19 protein-coding genes are annotated in these 20666 nt (G+C 63.1%); 10 read left to right on the top strand and 9 right to left on the bottom strand.

Annotated features, from left to right (window positions below; all coding sequences use genetic code 11):
- Positions 1-103 precede the first annotated feature (103 nt).
- The 4 genes from NGJ21_RS22070 to NGJ21_RS22085 form a co-directional block, all read right to left on the bottom strand.
- Positions 104-1060 carry a FecR domain-containing protein gene (locus NGJ21_RS22070; RefSeq protein ID WP_119687887.1) on the bottom strand — a complete coding sequence of 319 codons (957 nt, stop codon included), beginning with the start codon at positions 1058-1060 and terminating at the stop codon, positions 104-106.
- Positions 1057-1575, bottom strand: coding sequence for an RNA polymerase sigma factor (locus tag NGJ21_RS22075; protein WP_115273059.1), 519 nt, complete (start codon positions 1573-1575; stop codon positions 1057-1059). The genes NGJ21_RS22070 and NGJ21_RS22075 overlap by 4 nt, the downstream gene beginning before the upstream one ends.
- A gap of 159 nt (positions 1576-1734) precedes the next feature.
- Positions 1735-2445: a 3'-5' exonuclease gene (locus NGJ21_RS22080; RefSeq protein WP_119687886.1), complete on the bottom strand. Its 711-nt coding sequence runs from the start codon at positions 2443-2445 to the stop codon at positions 1735-1737.
- Positions 2442-4379: a putative nucleotidyltransferase substrate binding domain-containing protein gene (locus NGJ21_RS22085; protein WP_115273058.1), complete on the bottom strand. Its 1938-nt coding sequence runs from the start codon at positions 4377-4379 to the stop codon at positions 2442-2444. The genes NGJ21_RS22080 and NGJ21_RS22085 overlap by 4 nt, the downstream gene beginning before the upstream one ends.
- 185 nt (positions 4380-4564) lie before the next feature.
- On the opposite strand from NGJ21_RS22085, the gene NGJ21_RS22090 reads away from it, so the two are divergent.
- The gene (locus NGJ21_RS22090; protein WP_012316605.1) at positions 4565-5008 is read left to right on the top strand and encodes a response regulator; all 444 of its coding nucleotides are present in this window, start codon (positions 4565-4567) and stop codon (positions 5006-5008) included.
- Positions 5009-5104: 96 nt separating this feature from the next.
- Here the strand turns inward: NGJ21_RS22090 and NGJ21_RS22095 are convergent, their stop codons facing one another.
- Positions 5105-7282 (bottom strand): malate synthase G, encoded by a 2178-nt coding sequence (locus NGJ21_RS22095; protein ID WP_115273057.1) that lies wholly within the window; start codon positions 7280-7282, stop codon positions 5105-5107.
- Between the two features lie 456 nt (positions 7283-7738).
- Here NGJ21_RS22095 and NGJ21_RS22100 point away from each other — a divergent pair, with 456 nt between their 5' ends.
- Positions 7739-8257, top strand: a complete 519-nt coding sequence (locus NGJ21_RS22100; RefSeq protein ID WP_012316603.1) for a glycine cleavage system transcriptional repressor — start codon at positions 7739-7741, stop codon at positions 8255-8257.
- A gap of 228 nt (positions 8258-8485) precedes the next feature.
- Here the strand turns inward: NGJ21_RS22100 and rarD are convergent, their stop codons facing one another.
- From rarD to NGJ21_RS22120, 4 genes are all read right to left on the bottom strand, one after another.
- Positions 8486-9373 (bottom strand): EamA family transporter RarD, encoded by an 888-nt coding sequence (gene rarD / locus NGJ21_RS22105; protein WP_046787543.1) that lies wholly within the window; start codon positions 9371-9373, stop codon positions 8486-8488.
- Between the two features lie 64 nt (positions 9374-9437).
- Entirely contained in the window at positions 9438-10412 is a 975-nt protein-coding gene (locus NGJ21_RS22110) for a serine/threonine protein kinase (RefSeq protein WP_039602860.1), read from the bottom strand.
- A 71-nt stretch (positions 10413-10483) separates the two neighbouring features.
- Positions 10484-11248 (bottom strand): TOBE domain-containing protein, encoded by a 765-nt coding sequence (locus tag NGJ21_RS22115; RefSeq protein WP_251962674.1) that lies wholly within the window; start codon positions 11246-11248, stop codon positions 10484-10486.
- A gap of 26 nt (positions 11249-11274) precedes the next feature.
- Positions 11275-12012: a ComF family protein gene (locus NGJ21_RS22120; protein WP_174141946.1), complete on the bottom strand. Its 738-nt coding sequence runs from the start codon at positions 12010-12012 to the stop codon at positions 11275-11277.
- Between the two features lie 89 nt (positions 12013-12101).
- On the opposite strand from NGJ21_RS22120, the gene bioB reads away from it, so the two are divergent.
- The 8 genes from bioB to NGJ21_RS22160 all read left to right on the top strand — a co-directional run bounded on the left by bioB (position 12102) and on the right by NGJ21_RS22160 (position 20583).
- Positions 12102-13160 carry a biotin synthase BioB gene (gene bioB / locus NGJ21_RS22125; protein WP_046787546.1) on the top strand — a complete coding sequence of 353 codons (1059 nt, stop codon included), beginning with the start codon at positions 12102-12104 and terminating at the stop codon, positions 13158-13160.
- Between the two features lies 1 nt (position 13161).
- Positions 13162-14334, top strand: a complete 1173-nt coding sequence (bioF, locus tag NGJ21_RS22130; RefSeq protein ID WP_251962675.1) for an 8-amino-7-oxononanoate synthase — start codon at positions 13162-13164, stop codon at positions 14332-14334.
- Positions 14327-15058: an alpha/beta fold hydrolase gene (locus NGJ21_RS22135; RefSeq protein WP_237860727.1), complete on the top strand. Its 732-nt coding sequence runs from the start codon at positions 14327-14329 to the stop codon at positions 15056-15058. The genes bioF and NGJ21_RS22135 overlap by 8 nt, the downstream gene beginning before the upstream one ends.
- Positions 15051-15869, top strand: a complete 819-nt coding sequence (bioC, locus tag NGJ21_RS22140) for a malonyl-ACP O-methyltransferase BioC (RefSeq protein WP_251962676.1) — start codon at positions 15051-15053, stop codon at positions 15867-15869. Before NGJ21_RS22135 ends, bioC begins: the two co-directional genes overlap by 8 nt.
- Positions 15870-15879: 10 nt before the next feature.
- Complete coding sequence (bioD, locus tag NGJ21_RS22145) at positions 15880-16560, top strand: dethiobiotin synthase (protein WP_115273051.1); 681 nt, start codon at positions 15880-15882, stop codon at positions 16558-16560.
- 118 nt (positions 16561-16678) lie between these two features.
- Positions 16679-16975: a hypothetical protein gene (locus NGJ21_RS22150; RefSeq protein ID WP_012316593.1), complete on the top strand. Its 297-nt coding sequence runs from the start codon at positions 16679-16681 to the stop codon at positions 16973-16975.
- 307 nt (positions 16976-17282) lie between these two features.
- Entirely contained in the window at positions 17283-19088 is a 1806-nt protein-coding gene (locus tag NGJ21_RS22155; protein ID WP_204919083.1) for a phenylacyl-CoA dehydrogenase, read from the top strand.
- 211 nt (positions 19089-19299) lie between these two features.
- Positions 19300-20583: a GGDEF domain-containing protein gene (locus NGJ21_RS22160; RefSeq protein ID WP_115273049.1), complete on the top strand. Its 1284-nt coding sequence runs from the start codon at positions 19300-19302 to the stop codon at positions 20581-20583.
- The last annotated feature ends 83 nt before the right edge of the window (positions 20584-20666 follow it).

Here is a 20666-nt window from a genome sequence, read left to right on the forward strand (position 1 = left end):
GTGACAGGGGTATCTGGAAAAAAAGTGGAAATGGTTTGTATCTGTACGCAGCCAGCTTAGGCCTTCATCGCCGGCAAGCCGGCCCCACGGGGGCGCTTTGGTGCTACTTGGGCACCACGCTCAACCACCACTGGGTATGTCGCTCGATCTTCACCGGCAACGCGGGGACCAGCGAAGCGAGGGCCAGGTCGGTATCGGTCAGCGGGAAGCTCCCCGTCACGCGCAGGTCGGCCACTTCATCGGCCACGCCCAGGTGGCCGCTACGGTATTGGCCCAGCTGCGCTACCAGGTCGGCCAGGCGGATGTTGTCCACCACCAGCATGCCGCGGGTCCAGGCATCCGCACCGGCTTGCACGGGTGCGATGCGGCCCAGGCCATTGGCGTTCATGAGCACCTGCTGACCCTCGCGCAGTACCTGCTCGTCGCCACTGTTGAGCGGCTGCGCTGCGACCGAGGACTGCAACACCTCCAGGCGGGTACCGTTATTTTCGCGACGCACCAGAAAGCGCGTGCCCAAGGGGCGCAGGCGGCCATCGTCGGTGCGCACCAGCAACGGGCGAGGGTCCTGGTGGCCGGTCTCCACCGAAATTTCACCCTGGTGCAGCACCAGTACACGCTGCTCGCCTTCGTAGTCGATGTCGACCGCGGTATGAGTGTTCAGGCTCAGCAGCGTGCCGTCCTCCAGGCGCAGGGTCCGCAGTTCGCCGGTGGCGGTGCGCTGATCGGCCAGCCAGTAGCTTGCCGATAGCGATGGCGCGCCAACCCAGGCCAACAGTGAGCCGAGCAGGAACATGCCAGCCAGGCCGCCGCCCACCTTGGCCACCCGCCGGCGCAACCCTGCGCGCGATTGCTGCAGGGCCTGGCGCGCGGGGCCGGCTGCGGCACTGACCCGCTGATCGAGGGTGCCCAACTGGCGCCAGGCGCGAGCGTGTTCCTCGCTGGCGGCATGCCAGCGCATGAACTCGCTGCGTTCGTCGGGCGTACCGGTACCGTCGTCCAGGCTCAGTTTCCAGGCGATGGCAGCTTCAAGGACCCCGGCAGAAACCGGTGAGTTGTTCACGTCGGCTCCCCATACAGGGCCACATAGCACTGGCGCATGCCTTGGGCGATGTACTGGCGCACCCGCGATACCGATACGCCCAGGCGCTCGGCGATTTCGGCGTGGCTCATGCCGTCCAGGCGATTGTGCAGGAACGCCGTGCGTGCCTTGCTCGACAGCTTGCCGAGCAGGCGGTCGATGGCCTTGAGGTCTTCGAGGATCAGGTGCTGGAGTTCCGGGGAGGGCTGCTCGGCTTCCGGCAAGCGGGCCAGTTCGGCCAGGTAGGCCTGCTCCAGGGCTGCGCGGCGAAAGTGGTCGAACATCAGCCCCTTGGCCACTGCGGCCAGGAAAGCGCGCGGCTCACGGGGGGTGTCCAGTTGTTCGCGCCCGAGCAGGCGCACGAAGGTGTCCTGGCTCAGGTCTTCGGCACGCTGGCGGCAGGCCATGCTGCGTTGCAGCCAGGCAAGCAGCCAGCTGCGATGGTCGCGGTACAGCGCACCGACCAGTTCGGCGTGTGGGCTCTGAGCAGAAGACAAGCAGTGTCCCCCCCGGAACGAATGCGTTAACTAACGATAATTATTCGCGATTGTTGCAGAGGCGGGGGGCGCGGCGCAATGGACGCTTATCGGGTTGCCACTGTCATGGTGGGCGCGGTGCCCGATATCACAGGTGCAGCCCCTTCAAAGGGTGTGTTTCTAAAGCCCATGCCCCTGCACATTGCGCCGCCGCCACCCGCGCAAGCGCTGCTCCAGCTGCAATGGGCTGTCCAGCTGCTGGCGACGGGCCTGGCTGAACAGGATCAACGCCAGTTCAGCGGTGACTTGGGCATCGGCGCTGGCGTGGTGGCGCTCATCCACCTGCAGCCCGAAGCGCGCCACCCAGTCATCCAGCCCTGCTTCGCGCAGTACCGTGTCAGGGTTGAGCATGGGCGCCAGTTCAGCAACATCGAGGAAGGGCTGTTGCAGGCGATGCCCAAGGGTTTCTTTCAATGCCCGAGCCAGCATGCGCTGGTCGAACGGTGCATGGAACGCCAGCACCGGGCTGTCACCGATGAACTCGAGCAGGTCGAGCAACGCCTCGGCCGGGTCGCTGCCTGCGGCCAGGGCGCTCGGGCCCAGGCCATGGATGAGTACACTGGCGTTGGTTTTCTGGGCCGGGCGGTGCAGGGTGCGCTCGAACTGCTGGGAGAAGTCGATGGCGCCGTCTTCGATGGCTACGGCACCGATCGACAGCACCTGGTCGCGGTTGGGGTTCAGGCCGCTGGTCTCAAGGTCCAGCACCACCCAGCGCTGCTCACGCAGCGAGCACACGCCCAGCGGTGCGGGTTTTGGCAGGCGCGACAGGCGTTGATGCAGTGCACCGTCCAGGGCCGGCGCGGCAGGGCGCAGCCAGGCGAACAGGCTCATAGCTGGTACCGCAGGGCCAGGCTGCTTTGCAGGCGCTGCGCCTGGCGCAGGGACTCACGCAGGATGCGCCGGTCCAGATGGTTGAGGCTGTCCGGATCGAGGCGGTTGGAGTACGGCTGATTGTCGCGGGTCTGGCGCTGGTGCTGCTGCATGCGCGTTTGCTGGATGAAATGGTAGGCCTCTTCGTAGGCCGCGCCGTCGAGCGCCTCGATAACGCCTTTGTCGACCAGCTGGCGCAGGCGCTCCAAGGTGTTGCAGGCGCCGATGCCATTGGCCAGGGCCAGCAGCCGCGCACCATCGACGAAGGGTGTCAGGCCCTGGACCTTGAGGTCCAGGGTAGCGGCCTTGTCGTTGCCTTGGCGGGTCAGGACGAATTCGCGCAGGCGGCCTACCGGAGGCCGCTGACGCAAGGCGTTATCGGCCATCATGCGCTGGAAAATGCGGTTCTCGGCTACTTGTTCCAGCATGCTTTGGCGCAGCTGTTCGCAACCCTGTTCGTCGCCCCAGACCACACGCAGGTCGAAATAGATGCTCGAGCCGAGCAGGTTCTCTGGGCTGGCTTCACGGATGAAGCCGGCGAAGCGCCGTGCCCATTCAGTGCGCGACAGGCACAGCTCGGGGTTGCCTGCCATGACGTTACCCTTGCACAGGGTGAAGCCGCATTGGGCCAGGCATTGGTTGATGTAGTGGGCCAGAGGTAGCAGGCGGGCGCGAATGGCTTCGGCTTCGCTGCTGTCAGCTGCCTCGAACAGGATGCCGTTGTCCTGGTCGGTATGCAGGGTCTGTTCACGGCGCCCTTCGCTGCCAAAGCACAGCCAGCTGAACGGCACCCCAGGGTCGCCGCGTTCGGCCAGAGCCAGTTCGATTACCCGGCAGACAGTGTGGTCGTTGAGCAGGGTGATGATCTGGGTAATCTGGGTCGAGGAGGCGCCGTGGGCGAGCATGCGCTCCACCAGCTGGCCGATCTCGCCACGCAGCGCCACCAGCGAGTCCAGGCGCGGTGCATGGCGGATGGTACGGGCCAGGTGCACGAGGTCGACCCGTTGCAGGGAAAACAGGTCGCGCTCCGAGACCACGCCGCACAGGCGCTGGTTGTCCACCAGGCAAACATGGGCAATGTGTCGCTCGGTCATGGCCATGGCCGCGTCGAAGGCGCTGGCCTGCGGGCTGAGGTAGAAGGGTTTGACGGTCATGTGCCGTTCGATGGCGGCACCGAGGTCGGCATCGACAGTAGCCACCACTTGGCGCAGGTCACGCAGGGTGAAGATGCCCACCGGGTAACGCTGCGCATCGACCACCACGATGCTGCCGACCTGCTGGTCGTGCATCGACCGCACGGCGTCGCGCAGCGGCGTGTCCGGGGTGCAGACCACCGGGTGACGCATGGCCAGTTCACCCAGCGGGGTGTTCAGTGAGTATTGGGTACCGAGTGTTTCCACCGCTCGTTGGCGCACCTGCTGGTTGACCTGGTCAAGCAGGCTGCTGACACCGCGCAGCGCAAAATCCCGAAACACATCCGACAGGGAAAACACACGGATGAAGGCGGCTTTGTTCAATTGCAGGCAGAACGTGTCCTCGCCGGCCAGGTGCTCGGTGCGGGTAGCGCGCTCGCCGAGCAGGGCGGCCAGCGGGAAGCACTCGCCGCTGGTGATCTCGAAGGTGGTTTCCACGCCGGGCTTGACCAGGTGCTGGCGCTCACCGACCACGCGCCCCTGTTTGACGATGTAGAAGTGCTCCACCGGGCCGTCAGCGGGTTTGATGATGCTTTCCCCGCTGGCGTAGAAACGCAACTGGCACTGTTCCACCAGGAACGCCAGGTGGCTGTGTTCCATTTGGTTGAACGGCGGGAAACGCTGCAAAAACTGCAGGGTGCCCTGAATGTTCTGCAGAACGGCAGTTCTGCCCGCCTGGCTGTAGGCGTCGTTTTTGCTCATGACACTGACCGTATCGCTACGCCGAACTATATATATCTATATATAGGTGCGGCCTTGTTGTTCTCGGTCCCCATGGTCGGCTGACGGCCGTGCGGTGCCCATTGGACGTAAGTCTATGAGCGTAGTGTGATCAATATCGCAAGCTGCGGTCTTACCGGTGAGCAAGACTATTTGATGAGACGACCATGGTTGAGCATGACGACATCCTGAGTGACGCCGAACGTGAGGCACTGGCCGGGTTGAGTGCACCTGTTGCGCCCAGGCCGGTGGTATTGGTGGTTGATGACAACCCGGTGAACAGTGAGGCCCTGTGCCTTTACCTGAAGAGCAGGGGGATCGACTGCATGCAGGCCGATGGTGCTCAGGAGGCGATGTTCAAACTGCATTACGAACCGCGCATCGCCCTGATGATCACCGACCTGCGCATGCAGCCCAAGGATGGCCTGGAGCTTATCCGGCAGATTCGTGAGTCGGAACGGGCGGCGTTGTCGATCATCGTGGTGTCAGGCGACACCGATGTGAAGGAGGCGGTGGATGTGATGCACCTGGGGGTGGTGGATTTTTTGCTGAAGCCGGTGGATCTGGGGAAACTGCTGGGGTTGGTGAAGAAAGAATTGAAGCTTGAGTGAGCGGGAATGGGGCTGCTTTGCACCCCTTTCGCGACACAAGGCCGCTCCTACAGGGGAATGCGATCCTCCTGTAATTGGTGGAGCGGCCCCGGTGTCTTACAGCCCGTTACGCGCCTTGAACTCGCGGCGGCGACGGTGCAGTACCGGCTCGGTATAACCGTTCGGTTGCTTGGCACCCTCGATTACCAGTTCCACTGCAGCCTGGAATGCCACGTTGTCGTCGAAGTTCGGCGCCATCGGGCGGTACAGGGCGTCACCGGCGTTCTGCTTGTCGACCACGGCGGCCATGCGCTGGAGGCTTTCCAGCACCTGCTCCTGGGTAACCACGCCATGGCGCAGCCAGTTGGCCAGCAGCTGGGCCGAGATACGCAGGGTAGCGCGGTCTTCCATCAGGCCCACATCGTTGATGTCCGGCACTTTGGAGCAACCCACGCCCTGGTCGATCCAGCGAACCACATAGCCGAGGATGCCCTGGGCGTTGTTGTCCAGCTCGTTGCGGATCTCTTCGGCCGACCAGTTGGTGTCAGCTGCCAGCGGGATGGTCAGGATGTCGTCGACCGAGGCCGGGGCGCGGCTGGCCAGCTCGCGCTGACGCGCCTGCACGTCGACTTTATGGTAGTGCAGGGCGTGCAGGGTGGCGGCGGTCGGCGACGGTACCCAGGCGGTGTTGGCACCGGCCAGCGGGTGAGCGATCTTCTGCTCGAGCATGGCAGCCATCAGGTCCGGCATGGCCCACATGCCTTTGCCGATCTGCGCCCGCCCTTGCAGGCCGGTGGCAAGGCCGACGTCGACGTTGTTGTTCTCGTAGGCACCGATCCACTTTTCGTTCTTCATGGCGCCCTTGCGCACCACGGCGCCGGCCTCCATGGAGGTGTGGATTTCGTCACCGGTACGGTCGAGGAAGCCAGTGTTGATGAACACCACACGCTCGGCTGCCGACTTGATGCAGGCCTTGAGGTTGACCGTGGTACGGCGCTCCTCGTCCATGATGCCGACCTTGACGGTGTTGCGCGGCATGCCCAGCAGGTCTTCGACGCGGCTGAAGATCTCGGCGGCGAACGCCACTTCTTCAGGGCCGTGCATCTTCGGTTTGACGATGTAGACGCTACCGGTACGGGTGTTCTTGCGGCTGGTGTTGCCGTTGAGGTTGTGCAGGGCGATCAGGTTGGTGAACAGCCCGTCCTGGATGCCTTCGGGAATCTCGTTGCCTTGGGCATCGAGAATGGCCGGGTTGGTCATCAGGTGGCCCACGTTGCGCACGAACAACAGCGAACGACCGTGAAGGGTCACGGTGCCGCCATTGGGCGCTGCGTACTCGCGGTCCGGGTTCATGGTGCGGGTGAAAGTCTTGCCGCCTTTGCTGACGCTCTCGGCCAGGTCGCCTTTCATCAGGCCCAGCCAGTTACGGTAGACGATGACCTTGTCGTCGGCATCGACGGCAGCGACCGAGTCTTCACAGTCCATGATGGTGGTCAGCGCCGATTCCATCAGGATGTCTTTGACACCGGCGGCGTCGGTGCTGCCGACCGGGGTGCTGGCATCGACCTGGATTTCGAAGTGCAGGCCATTGTGCTTGAGCAGCACGGCGGTTGGCGCGGCGGCATCGCCGTGGAAGCCGATCAGCTGGGCGTCGTCACGCAGGCCGCTGTTGCTGCCGCCCTTGAGGGCAACGACCAGCTTGCCGCCTTCGATGCGGTAAGCGGTGGAGTCGACGTGCGAGCCAGCGGCCAGCGGCGCGGCTTCGTCGAGGAAGGCGCGGGCGAAGGCGATGACCTTGTTGCCACGGACCTTGTTGTAGCCCTGGCCTTTTTCGGCGCCGCCTTCATCGCTGATGGCATCGGTGCCGTACAGTGCGTCGTACAGCGAGCCCCAGCGGGCGTTGGCGGCGTTCAGGGCAAAGCGGGCGTTCATCACCGGCACGACCAGCTGTGGGCCGGCCATGTGGGCGATCTCTTCGTCCACGTTCTGGGTGGTGGCCTGGAAATCGTCGGCTTGTGGCAGCAGATAGCCGATTTCCTGAAGGAAGCTTTTATAGGCGACGGCGTCGTGTGCCTGGCCTTTGCGTGCCTGGTGCCAGGCGTCGATCTTGGCTTGCAGCTCGTCGCGCTTGGCGAGCAGGGCTTTGTTCTTTGGGGCGAGGTCGTTGATGATCTTTTCTGCCCCGGCCCAGAACGCATCGGCCTTGACGCCGGTTCCAGGGATCGCTTCGTTGTTGACGAAGTCGTACAGGGCCTTGGCGACCTGAAGGCCACCGACTTGAACGTATCCAGTCATTGCTTGCCTCACCTTTGCTCAGCTATTTCGCTTTCGCTCTTCTGTATTAAGCCTGTAGCGCTTCTCTAAACACGGCACCAGTACATGCTCTCACCACTCACGAGAGCGGCTGGGTGCGGCTCGCCAGAAAGGCTGGCGGGCGGTTGGCGTATTTTCACAGGCGCCTTGGCAGACATCGTAACGACGTTTTGTAGTCCGCGCCGAGGCATACTACATGAAGCAGCAGGCCGGTGAACATCAGACTAAAAGCGTCGCTCCGCGACCGATTGGTCGCGGAGGGTCACGCTGGGAGTGGCTATGTTCGCAAAAAACCGGTGGATTGTTCCAGATAAATCTTGAAACAGTACACGATTAGTTCGGCAGACCGTCCTGCGGCAGGTTGCCGCGCCTTGCCTATACTGAACCAATCCCCCCGTATTCTCGCCGCTGCAGGCGGCACGACGCAGAGGAAGCCCTGTGGATCATCTTGTACTGACCGTGATTGCTCCTGACAAGGCCGGCCAGGTCGAACGGATTGCCCAGTGCATCGCCGACCACAACGGTAACTGGCTGGAGAGCCGTATGTCGCGTATGGCCGGGCAGTTCGCCGGCATCCTGCGGGTCGCGGTGCCGGCAGAGAGCTACGATGAGCTGGTGAAATCACTTCAGGCCCTGGGGCAGTACGATATCCGTGTGCTGATCGCAGAAAGCGGCATCGAGCCTTCCTGTACCTGGAAGCCGATCGCGATGGAGTTGGTGGGTAATGATCGCCCAGGCATCGTACGTGATATCACCCGCTTGCTCGCTGACCAAGGGGTGAACCTTGAGCGCTTCACCACCGAAGTGCGCCCGGCGCCGATGAGCAGCGAGCCGTTGTTCCATGCCGATGCCTTGCTGGCGCTGCCATTGACTTTGTCGCTGGATGATCTGCAGCAGAAGCTGGAGAGCCTGGCGGATGACTTGATGGTGGAGTTGAAATTGCGGCCCCAGGATTGAGCCGAGGCGGTAGCAGGTTATCCCGATTAACCGGGGACGGCCCTGTGGATAACCTGGGGGCGCTCCTCGCTAGCCCAGAGACGGCGAGCTCTCCCGCTGTTTGGTCAAAAAACAGCCACTAATCAATGGCTTGTGCACAAAGCACGGGGACGAGGGTGTGGATAACCTCTGGAGATGTTCTGCCAGGCCACGGCCGGCGTGGCCTGCAGAGTTTTGATCGTTTTTTGATCAGGCGCGCTTGCGCAGGTTCAGCCAGGCATCGACGCTGTAGAGCGCCAGGCCAGCCCAGATGCACAAGAAAGCCATCAGGCTGCTGGAAGACAGGTGCTCGTCAAATAGCAGTACCGCTTGCAGCAGTACCAAGGTCGGCGCCAGATACTGCAGGAAGCCCAGGGTGGTGTAGGGCAAGTGCCGCGCAGCGGCATTGAAGCACACCAGCGGTATCAGCGTTACCGGCCCGGCTGCGATCAGCCATAGCGCTTCGCTGCTGGTATAGAAACTGCCTTGTGCACTCATCGCGGCAGGGTGCAGCAGCAGCCAGCCAAGCGCCAGGGGCACCAGCATCCAGGTTTCCACCACCAGGCCGGGCAGCGCCGCCACCGGTGCCTGCTTGCGGATCAGGCCGTAGAAGCCAAACGTCAGCGCCAGTACCAATGACACCCAAGGCAGGCTACCGACTTGCCACACCTGTTGCGCCACACCTACTGCGGCCATGCCCACTGCCAGCCACTGCAGGCGGCGCAGGCGCTCACCCAGCAAAAGCATGCCCAGCAGCACGTTCACCAGCGGGTTGATGTAGTAGCCCAGGCTGGCCTCGAGCATGCGCCCGTTATTGACCGACCATACGTAAGTCAGCCAGTTGCCGGCAATCAGGGCGCCACTGAGGGCAAGAATGGCCAGGCGGCGGGGGTTGTCGCGCAGCTCGCGCCACCACCCTGGGTGCTTCCACACCAACAGCAGCAGCGAACCGAACAAAGCGGACCAGAGCACCCGGTGCACGATGATCTCAACCGCCGGGACACTTTGTATGGCTTTGAAATAGAGTGGGAACAAGCCCCAGATGATGTAGGCCGAGAGGCCAAGAATGTACCCGCGACGCGGGTTTGCGGCGTGCATGCAGAATCCTTGCTTAGGTAGCTAAATACAGCGATGCCTATTGTAGACAGACCTTTGCAGGCATTTAGAACAATTTCAGGGGTTGCTCGTCGAGTGCCGCTGTTTGCTCGCGCAGGGCCAGGATCTGATCGCCCCAGTAACGCGGTTGGCCAAACCAGGGGAAGCTGCGTGGGAATGCCGGGTCGTCCCAGCGCCGTGCCAGCCAGGCGCTATGGTGCAGCTGGCGCAAGGCGCGCAGCGGTTCGATCAGGGGCAGCTCGCGCGGGTCGAAATCGTGAAACTCGTTGTAGCCGTCGATCAGCTCTGCCAATTGGCCCAGGCGTTCTTCACGGCTGCCGGCCAGCATCATCCACAGGTCTTGCACGGCCGGGCCCATCCGGCAGTCATCGAGGTCGACGACGTGGTAGACGTCGTCGCGATGCATCAGGTTGCCGGGGTGCAAGTCGCCGTGCAGGCGCATGACCTGATGTGGGGTGCGTGCGTAGATGTCTTCGACCCGTTTGAGCAGCTCGCGCGCTACAGACTCGAACGCGGGCAGCAATTCCCGAGGTACGAAGTTGCCATCAAGCAGGGTTTGCAGGGAGGCGTGGCCAAAGTTATCCACAGTCAAGGCTTCGCGATGCTCGAACGGGCGTGTTGCCGCCACGGCATGCAGGCGGCCCAGCAGCTGGCCCAGACGGTAGAGCTGGTCGAGGTTGCCCGGCTCCGGTGCGTGGCCGCCGCGGCGGGGAAATAGTGTGAAGCGAAAGCCCTGGTGCTCGAACAGGGTCTGTTCATTGTGTTGCAGCGGGGCGACCACCGGCACTTCGCACTCAGCAAGCTCGGCGGTGAAGCGGTGTTCTTCAAGAATCGCTTCATTGCTCCACCGGCCGGGTCGATAGAACTTGGCGATCAGTGGTTGCTCGCCTTCGATACCCACTTGGTAGACGCGGTTCTCGTAGCTGTTCAAGGCCAGTACGCGGGCGTCGCTGAGAAAGCCGAGGCTCTCCACGGCGTCCAGTACCAGGTCGGGGGTGAGGGTCGCGAAGGGGTGAGACATGGTGGCTCCGGGGTGGGCTGCAAGGGCTCATGGTATCAGTGCCGGCCCTCTGGCGGGGTGGCGCGACCAACCTACACCGGTACCCCCAGCAATACATGGGAGGGATGAAACTGCACCCGGACCTGGCTACCTGTTGTCACTGCCTCTTGTGCCAGCCAGTGCGCATCGGCAAACGCGCAGAGTGTCTGGCCATTACCCAGCGCCAGCCTCACTTCACTGGTGTCATGCCCATCCGCTATCACCTCTTCCACGGTGGCCTTGAGCACATTGCTGCCCGCTTCGGCTTCATCTGCGGCGCTCGATAACCGCACCCACCCGGCCTTGAGCAACGCCACCACCATGGTTCCGAGCGTCAGCTCCAGGCGTGAAGTGCTGTCGTGTGTGATCAGTGCCTCGATTTCCAGCCCGCCACCCAGCGCCAGGCTCACGCGGTCGTGCCGCCCCTCGCGGCGCAAGCCGCTGACCTGGCCTTGCAGCTGGTTGCGGGCACTGGTGCGCAACATCAGGCGCCCAAGCAGGTCAAGGTCGCTGGATTCTTCGGCAGCCTCGAGAATCTGGGCCTGCAAGGCCTGCAAGCGTTGGTAAAGGCGCAGTACCCGCTCGCCTTCGCCCGACAGGCGAGCGCCACCGCCGCCGCGCCCGCCGGTGCTACGCTCGACCAGCGGCTGGCTGGCCAGGTTGTTGAGTTCGTCTATGGCGTCCCATGCGGCTTTGTAGCTTATGCCTGCCGCCTTCGCGGCGCGGGTGATCGAACCTTGCTCAGCGATATGCTGAAGCAAAGCGATGCGCTGTGGGCGGCGAGCGATGTGCTGGGTGAGCAGGGCGGGCAGGGTCATGATGGCGCCTATCTGGGACTGACCGGTCAAGCTTGCCCCGGTTTTGCCGTGCGTGCCAGGCAATACACATCAACGCGGCGTGCGCCGGCGCCGCGCAGCAGGGCGGCGATGCTTTGCGCCGTGGCACCGGTGGTCAGCACGTCATCGACCACGGCCACATGCAGGCCGTGCAATGCGCTTTCATCAACCACCGCAAAGGCCTGCTGCAGATTACGCCGTCTGGCCTTGGCATCCAGGCTTTGCTGCGCCGGTGTTTCGCGGGTGCGCCGCAGCAATCGCTCGTTGCAGTCGATTGCCAGGGCCTTGGCCAACCACTTTGCCAGCATGCCTGCCTGGTTGAAGCCACGCTCGCGCTGTCGACGCTTTGCCAGTGGCACAGGCAACAGCAGCGATGGCCTGGCCAGGCCATCGGCAAAGCGGTGGCGCAAATCCAGGCTGAGCATTTCGGCCATCAAGCGCCCCAATGGCCACTGGCGATTGTGTTTGAAGCGGCTGATCAGTGTGTCCACGGGAAAGCCGTAATACCACGGCGCCACCACTTGTTCGAAGGCCGGGGCACGGCGACTGCACTGGGCGCAGGTCAGGCCGGCCATTGGCAGCGGTAGCGCGCAATGCATGCAGTACTCACTCAGCCAGGGCAGGTCCTCCTCGCACGCAATACAGATGGGGTGGGGCTGCTCGGCAGAAGTGCCGCACAGCAAACAGGTATGTTCAATATTTGTACACTTGTAAACCAGTGCTTTTAACCAAGGTTGACAGTTCATAGGCCTTCCATGACTATGCGAGCTATCCGTGATGCGCTGGCGGGCATTCCTGTCCCGGCGCCAGCTACAGCCTAAACAAGGAAACGCCGATGAGCGCCAGCACAACTGCAACAACACGTCACGACTGGTCCCTGGCCGAGGTGAAGGCCCTGTTCCAGCAACCGTTCAACGACCTGCTGTTCCAGGCGCAAACCGTGCATCGGGCGCATTTCGACCCTAACCGCGTACAGGTTTCCACGCTGCTGTCGATCAAGACCGGCGCCTGCCCGGAAGATTGCAAATATTGTCCACAGTCCGGCCACTACAACACCGGGCTGGAAAAACAGAAGCTGATGGAAGTGCAGAAGGTGCTGGAAGAAGCGGCGCGGGCCAAGGCCATCGGTTCTACCCGCTTCTGCATGGGCGCCGCCTGGAAGCACCCCTCGGCCAAGGACATGCCCTACGTGCTGGAAATGGTCAAAGGGGTCAAGGCCATGGGGCTGGAAACCTGCATGACCCTGGGCAAGCTCGATCAGGACCAGACCCAGGCGCTGGCCCAGGCAGGCCTGGACTACTACAACCACAACCTCGATACCTCGCCGGAGTTCTACGCCAGCATCATCACCACCCGCACTTACAGCGAGCGTCTGCAGACCTTGGCCTACGTACGCGATGCCGGGATGAAGATCTGCTCCGGTGGCATTCTCGGGATGGGCGAGTCGCTCGACGATCGTGCAGGCCTGCTGATCCAGTTGGCCAACCTCCCCGAGCATCCCGAGTCGGTGCCGATCAACATGCTGGTGAAAGTGGCCGGCACCCCCCTGGCCGAAGAAGAAGATGTCGACCCGTTCGACTTCATCCGCATGCTGGCGGTCGCGCGGCTGCTGATGCCCAAGTCGCACGTGCGCCTGTCCGCCGGGCGCGAGCAGATGAACGAGCAGATGCAAGCGCTGGCCTTCATGGCCGGCGCCAATTCGATCTTCTATGGCGAGAAGCTGCTGACCACTGCCAACCCACAGGCCGACAAGGACATGCAGCTGTTCGCCCGCCTGGGCATCAAGCCTGAAGCGCGTGAAGAGCATGCCGACGAAGTGCACCAGGCCGCCATCGAACAGGCGCTGGTCGAGCAACGCAGCAGCGAGCTGTTCTATAACGCCGCGTCTGCCTGAGATGGCCTTCGATCTTGCAGCGCGTCTTGCCGAACGGCGCGCTGCAGACCTGTATCGGCAGCGGCCGCTGCTACAGAGCCCGCAAGGGCCGAACGTAGTGGTCGACGGCCAGCCGTTGCTGGCTTTCTGCAGCAATGACTACCTGGGCCTGGCCAACCACCCCGAGGTGATCGCCGCCTGGCAAGCCGGCGCCGAGCGTTGGGGTGTCGGTGGCGGAGCCTCGCATCTGGTGGTCGGCCACAGCACGCCGCATCATCAGGTCGAAGAGGCGCTGGCCGAATTGACCGGTCGCCCGCGTGCCTTGCTGTTTTCTACCGGCTACATGGCCAACCTCGGGGCCATCACCGCGCTGGTGGGGCAGGGCGATACGGTATTGCAGGACCGCCTCAACCATGCCTCGCTGCTCGATGGCGGTTTGCTCAGTGGTGCCCGCTTCAACCGTTACCTGCACAACGATGCAGTCAGCCTGGCCAACCGCCTGGGCAAGGCCTGCGGCAATACCTTGGTGGTCACCGACGGTGTGTTCAGCATGGACGGTGACCTGGCCGACCTGTCTGCACTGGCCGAAGTCGCGCGTGCGCGTGGTGCCTGGTTGATGGTCGACGACGCTCACGGCCTGGGTACCTTGGGTGCACAGGGCGGCGGAATCGTCGAACACTTTGGCCTGGGCATCGATGACGTGCCCGTGCTGATCGGTACGCTGGGCAAGGCTTGCGGCACAGCGGGCGCCTTCGTTGCGGGCAGCGATGATTTGATCGAGGCACTGGTGCAGTTCGCCCGGCCGTACATCTATACCACCAGCCAGCCGCCGGCACTGGCCTGCGCCACGCTCAAGAGCCTGGAGCTGCTGCGCCGCGAAACCTGGCGCCGTGAGCACCTGGCCGGGTTGATCCGGCAGTTCCGCGAGGGTGCCGTGCAGATCGGCCTGCAGCTGATGGACAGCCCGACTCCGATCCAGCCGATCCTGATCGGCGACAGTGCACAGGCACTGCGCCTGTCGCAGATGCTGCGCGAACGAGGCCTGTTGGTCACCGCCATCCGCCCGCCTACCGTACCTGCTGGCAGTGCACGGCTGAGGGTAACCTTGAGCGCTGCGCACAGTGAGGCGCAGGTACAGCTATTGTTGAATGCATTGGCCGATTGTTATCCACAGCTGGAGGCCGCCGATGCGTAACCGACTGATCCTTCTTCCCGGCTGGGGCTTGGGTACTGCGGCCCTGGAGCCGCTGGCCGCCAGCCTGCGTGCGCAGGACGCGCGTCTGCAGGTCGAGCTGGCGCCCCTGCCGGAGCTGGCCGACGCCGATGTCCAGGCGTGGGTCGACTACCTTGACCGCAAACTGCCCAGTGATACCTGGCTGGGCGGCTGGTCGCTCGGCGGCATGCTCGCCAGTGAGCTGGCTCGCAAGCGTGGCGACCACTGTTGCGGGCTGTTGACCTTGGCCAGCAATCCCTGCTTCGTGGCACGGGCGGATTGGCCGCATGGCATGGCCGATGACACCTTCGGGACCTTCCTCGACGGTTGCCGCAGCCACGCCTCGGTGACCCTCAAGCGTTTTCGTACCTTGTGCAGTGACGGCGCCCTGCAGCCGCGCACGTTGCTGCGCCAGCTGGGCGTGGGGGTACCGGAGACCGACCCGCTGTACCTGGCCACCGGGCTTGAGGTGCTGGCTCAGCTGGATACCCGCGAAGCGCTGCAGGCGTACGGCGGCCCGCAACTGCACCTGTTCGCCGGCAGTGATGCGTTGGTGCCCCCCGAGGCGGCCAAAGCGCTGAGCGAGTTGTTGCCCGACGTTGAAGTCGGCCTGGTTGAAGAGAGTTCCCACGCGTTCCTGCTGGAGTACCCGCAGGAGCTGGCGGCGGGCATCAAGAGTTTCCTGCATGAGAGTGGCGATGACTGACCTTTCCCGTCCAACCCTGCCCGGCGCGCTGCCGGACAAGCGCCAGGTAGCGGCCTCGTTCTCCCGCGCGGCAGCCAGCTACGACAGCGTGGCGGCCTTGCAGCGCGCGGTGGGCATGACCCTGCTGGAGCAGTTGCCGGACGCACTGACGCCATCGCGCTGGCTCGACCTTGGCAGTGGTACGGGGCATTTCAGCCGGGTGCTGGCCGAGCGCTTCACGCCGGCGACGGGCGTGGCGGTGGACATCGCCGAAGGCATGTTGCGCCATGCCCGAGGCGAGCAGGGCGGGGCCCGCTACCATGTGGCAGGCGACGCCGAGCGGCTGCCGCTGCTTGATCACAGCGTCGACCTGGTTTTCTCTAGCCTGGCGGTGCAGTGGTGCGCGCAGTTCTCCAGCGTGCTGGAAGAAGCACGGCGGGTATTGCGCCCGGGCGGTGTGCTGGCTTTCAGCAGCCTGTGTGTCGGTACCCTCGATGAATTGCGCGCCAGTTGGCAGGCCGTGGATGGCATGGTGCATGTCAACCGCTTCCGCCGGTTCGAGGACTATCAGCGACTGTGCGCGGCAAGCGGCCTGGAGCAGCTTGGCCTGCGTCAGCAGGCGCATGTGCTGCACTACCCGCATGTGCGCGGCCTGACCCATGAGCTCAAGGCACTTGGCGCTCACAACCTCAACCCTGGGCGGCCGTCGGGCCTGACTGGCCGTGCCCGCATGCAGGGGCTGCTGCAGGCGTATGAAGCATTCCGCCAGCCGCAAGGGCTGCCCGCCACCTATCAGGTGGTCTATGGTGTGTTGCGCAAGCCAAAGGCGTGAGAGGAGCGAAATGAGCCAGGCCTATTTCATCGCGGGTACCGATACCGATGTCGGCAAGACCACCATCGCAGCCGGGCTGTTGCATGCCGCACGTCTGCAGGGCCTGAGTACGCTGGGTGCAAAGCCGGTGGCGTCCGGCTGCACAGTTACCACAAAGGGGCTGCGCAACGCTGACGCCCAGGCATTGATCGACGAGAGCACGCTCAAACTGCCTTATGCAGCGATCAACCCTTTTGCATTTGAACCTGCCATCGCGCCGCACGTGGCGGCGCGTGAAGCGGGTGTGACGTTGGAGGTGCCGGCCCTGCTCCAGGCCATGCGTCACGTGTTGGATCAGGGCGCGGATTTCACCCTGGTCGAAGGTGCCGGTGGCTGGCGCGTGCCGCTGTCTGGTCATGCCAACCTGTCCGACCTGGCAATCGCCCTCAAGTTGCCAGTGATTCTGGTGGTAGGGGTGCGTCTTGGCTGCATCAACCACGCATTGCTCAGCGCCGAAGCGATCGCCAGGGACGGGTTGCAACTGGCAGGCTGGGTGGCCAATGTCATCGACCCGCGTACGTCGCGGTTGGAGGAGAACCTCGCCAGCCTGGCCGAGCGCTTGCCAGCGCCTTGCCTGGGGCGGGTGCCCAAGCTCAAGCAAGCGACTGCCGATGCAGTCGCGGAACATCTGCAGCTGGACTTGCTGGACTGAAGCGCCATGCCTCACGTCTATCAGATGGCACGGGGCCATTAGCGATTTAAACGGGCCTTTATGGCCCGGGCCTGTTTTAATCAGGCCTGTTCACATCCAGCGTCATTGGAGTTTTGACATGGAAATCACCGGTAGCTCCGCCTACTACGCGGGCCTCAGCGCCATCCAGAGCGGGCAGAACCGCGTCGACCAGGCGGCCAGCCAGATCGCCAGCAACACTGTCGAACGCGCCGCCACCAGCCAGTCCAGCGATTTTCAGGCCGAGCGCCTGCGTGCGGTTGACCGCAGCCAGCAGATGGACCTTGCCACCAGCACTGTACAGCTGGCGCTGGGCAAAACCGAGGTCGAACTGGGCGCGAAAGTCGCCAAGGCTTCCGACGAAATGCTCGGTCGGTTCATCGATACCTACGCCTGAAGGCGCGGCACTTTCACAAACCTGCACAGTGCTCTGTGGAAGCGGGCCCGCCTGCGGATGCGTTTGATCAGGCTAGATTTTTTGCCTGAGCCAACGCCTTCGTGGGCAGGCCCGCTGCCATTGTCGTGGGCGTCTTTTCAGGCGATGGCATAAACGCCATGTTTCGCGGCATAAATGGCACCATAGTCCCTCCTTGACATCGGTCAGTCCTAAACGTAAGTTTCAAACAACTGTTTGACCGAAAGCCGGCAAGAGCTGGTCGGTATCAGCGGTCTCCCTACCGGACTCATCACAGAGGTTCATCGCAATGCCTGATTACAAAGCCCCCTTGCGTGATATTCGCTTCGTTCGCGACGAGCTGCTTGGCTATGAGGCGCACTATCAGAGCCTGCCGGGTTGCCAGGACGCAACGCCCGACATGGTCGACGCGATCCTCGAAGAAGGCGCGAAATTCTGTGAGCAGGTGCTGGCCCCGCTGAACCGTGTCGGTGACCTGGAAGGCTGCACCTGGAGCGAGTCCGGCGTGAAGACCCCGACCGGTTTCAAGCAGGCCTACGAGCAGTTCGTCGAAGGCGGCTGGCCAAGCCTTGCCCATGATGTCGCCCATGGCGGCCAGGGCCTGCCAGAGTCGCTGGGCCTGGCGTTGAGCGAGATGGTGGGTGAGTCGAACTGGTCGTGGGGCATGTACCCGGGCCTGTCCCATGGTGCGATGAACACCATTTCTGCGCACGGTACTGAAGAGCAGCAGGAAACCTACCTGACCAAACTGGTATCGGGCGAATGGACAGGCACCATGTGCCTGACCGAACCGCACTGCGGCACCGACCTGGGCATGCTGCGCACCAAGGCCGAGCCGCAAGCTGACGGCTCCTACAGCATTTCCGGCACCAAGATCTTCATTTCTGCCGGCGAACACGACATGGCCGATAACATCGTCCACATCGTGCTGGCCCGCCTGCCGGATGCCCCGGCCGGCACCAAAGGTATCTCGCTGTTCATCGTGCCGAAGTTCCTGCCCAACGCCGAAGGCGGCGTGGGTGAGCGCAACGGCGTGAGCTGCGGCTCGCTCGAGCACAAGATGGGCATCCACGGCAACGCTACCTGCGTGATGAACTTCGACAGCGCCACCGGCTACCTGATCGGCCCAGCCAACAAGGGCCTGAACTGCATGTTCACGTTCATGAACACCGCCCGCCTGGGCACCGCGCTGCAGGGCCTGGCACATGCCGAGGTGGCCTTCCAGGGTGGCCTGAAGTACGCCCGTGACCGCCTGCAGATGCGTTCGCTGACCGGCCCCAAAGCGCCTGACAAGGCTGCTGACCCGATCATCGTGCACCCGGACGTTCGCCGCATGCTGCTGACCATGAAGGCCTTCGCCGAAGGCAACCGCGCCATGGTCTACTTCACCGCCAAGCAGGTGGACATCGTCAAATACAGCCAGGACGAGGAAGAGCGCAAGAAGGCCGACGCCCTGCTGGCCTTCCTGACCCCGATCGCCAAGGCCTTCATGACCGAAGTCGGCTTCGAGGCGGCCAACCACGGCGTGCAGATCTACGGCGGCCACGGCTTCATCGCCGAGTGGGGCATGGAGCAGAACGTGCGCGACAGCCGTATCTCCATGCTGTACGAAGGCACTACCGGCATTCAGGCCCTCGACCTGCTGGGCCGCAAAGTGCTGATGACCCAGGGCGAAGCGCTCAAGGGCTTCACCAAGATCGTGCACAAGTTCTGCCAGGCGCAGGAAGGCAATGAGGCGGTCAGGGAGTTCGTCGAGCCGCTGGCTGCGATCAACAAGGAATGGGGCGAACTGACCATGAAAGTGGGCATGGCCGCCATGAAGGACCGCGAAGAAGTAGGCGCTGCATCGGTGGATTACCTGATGTACTCCGGTTATGCGTGCCTGGCGTACTTCTGGGCCGACATGGCACGCCTGGCTGCCGAGAAGCTGGCTGCCGGCACTTCGGAAGAAGCCTTCTACACCGCCAAGCTGCAGACGGCGCGCTTCTACTTCCAGCGTATCCTGCCTCGCACCCGCACGCACGTGGCGACCATGCTGTCCGGTGCCAGCAACCTGATGGCGATGGACGAAGAGCACTTCGGCCTGTCCTACTAAGCCGCAAGGCGTCACTGAAGCCCGCTTGCCTTCACCGGCAGGCGGGTTTTCGTATTTTTGGGGCCGCTACGCCCCAAGATCCGGTTACAAGAAAAGCTCAAGCCCTCCGCCCCTGCTGCCGTTAACCCCCCGTGCATTCATCTATTCATGTGCGCTGCCGATGAAGTAAAGGCACAATGCCATTATTGATCTGCCGGGTCGGAGATTACCCTTGTTTCGTTTAAACGCTGTACGCGCAAGCCACTTCCTGCCTTCGCTGTTCCTCTTGCTGGCAGGGCTTGCGGCGGCATACGTGAGAGACCTCAGCGTCTTCTTCACATCACTGTTCAACGTCCTGCCCACCTTGGTCCTGCTGCTGGGTGGCGCCTACTGCGCGGTCTACCGTCGCCAGCGCGAGCTGTTCTTGATGGTCACGGTGTACATCGCCTACTTTCTGCTCGATACCCAGACCGACTACTACCGTGACCATGGGCGTGTGCGCGAGGACGCAGCGGTGATTTTCCATCTGGTGTGCCTGCTGCTGCCTGCATTGTTCGGGCTATTTGGCGCCTGGCAGGAGCGCACCCACCTGGCCCAGGACCTGCTTGCGCGGTTTGCTGTGCTGTTCGCTGTGGGTAGCGTGGCAGTGGCACTGGAGCAAAGTTTTCCCCAGGCACTGCTGGCCTGGTTGGCGGAAATCCGTTGGCCGTCGCTGCATGGGCAGTGGATGAGCCTGATCCAGATGGTCTACCCGTTGTTCATCGGTGTCTTCATGCTGCTGGTGGTGCAGTACCTGCGTGAGCCAAGGCCCTTGCATGCGGCCCAGATCATCGGGCTGATCGGTATCTTCTGGATGCTGCCCAAGACGTTCATCCTGCCGTTCACGCTGAACATCATGTGCAGCCAGGTAATGCTGATGATCGCTGCGGCGGTCTCTCACGAGGCCTACCAGATGGCCTTCCGTGACGAACTGACCGGCCTGCCTGGGCGGCGCGCGTTGAACGAACGCATGCAGCGCCTGGGGCGCAACTACGTGATTGCCATGACCGACGTCGATCACTTCAAGAAATTCAACGACACCCATGGCCACGATGTCGGTGACCAGGTATTGCGCCTGGTCGCCAGCCGGCTGTCGAAGGTCACCGGTGGTGGGCGCGCCTACCGCTACGGTGGCGAGGAATTTGCCTTGGTCTTCGCCGGCAAGACCGCCGAGGAATGCGTGCCGCATGTGGAAGCCGTGCGCGAGATGATCGCCAACTACACGATGCAACTGCGTGACCAGAACAACCGGCCACAGGACGATTCCGCCGGGCGCCAGCGCCGCAGCGGCAGTGGTGCTGGCACGGTATCGGTGACCATCAGTATCGGCGTCGCTGAACGCCTTATCGAACACCGCAACCCCGAAGAAGTGCTCAAGTCAGCCGACCAGGCGCTTTACAGCGCCAAAGGTGCCGGCCGTAACTGTGTCATGGTTTACGGCCAACAATCACGGCGCGGAGCCGTTCGCACTGCGTGACCATAATTGACTATATGGTCGCGTGATGACCCTATGTCTCGCAAAAGTTGTTCGGTTACACTGGATTCAACCCCGTGCTGCGG

The organism is Pseudomonas sp. Marseille-Q5299 (assembly GCF_943737035.1).
Taxonomy (GTDB): Bacteria; Pseudomonadota; Gammaproteobacteria; order Pseudomonadales; family Pseudomonadaceae; genus Aquipseudomonas; species Aquipseudomonas putida_E.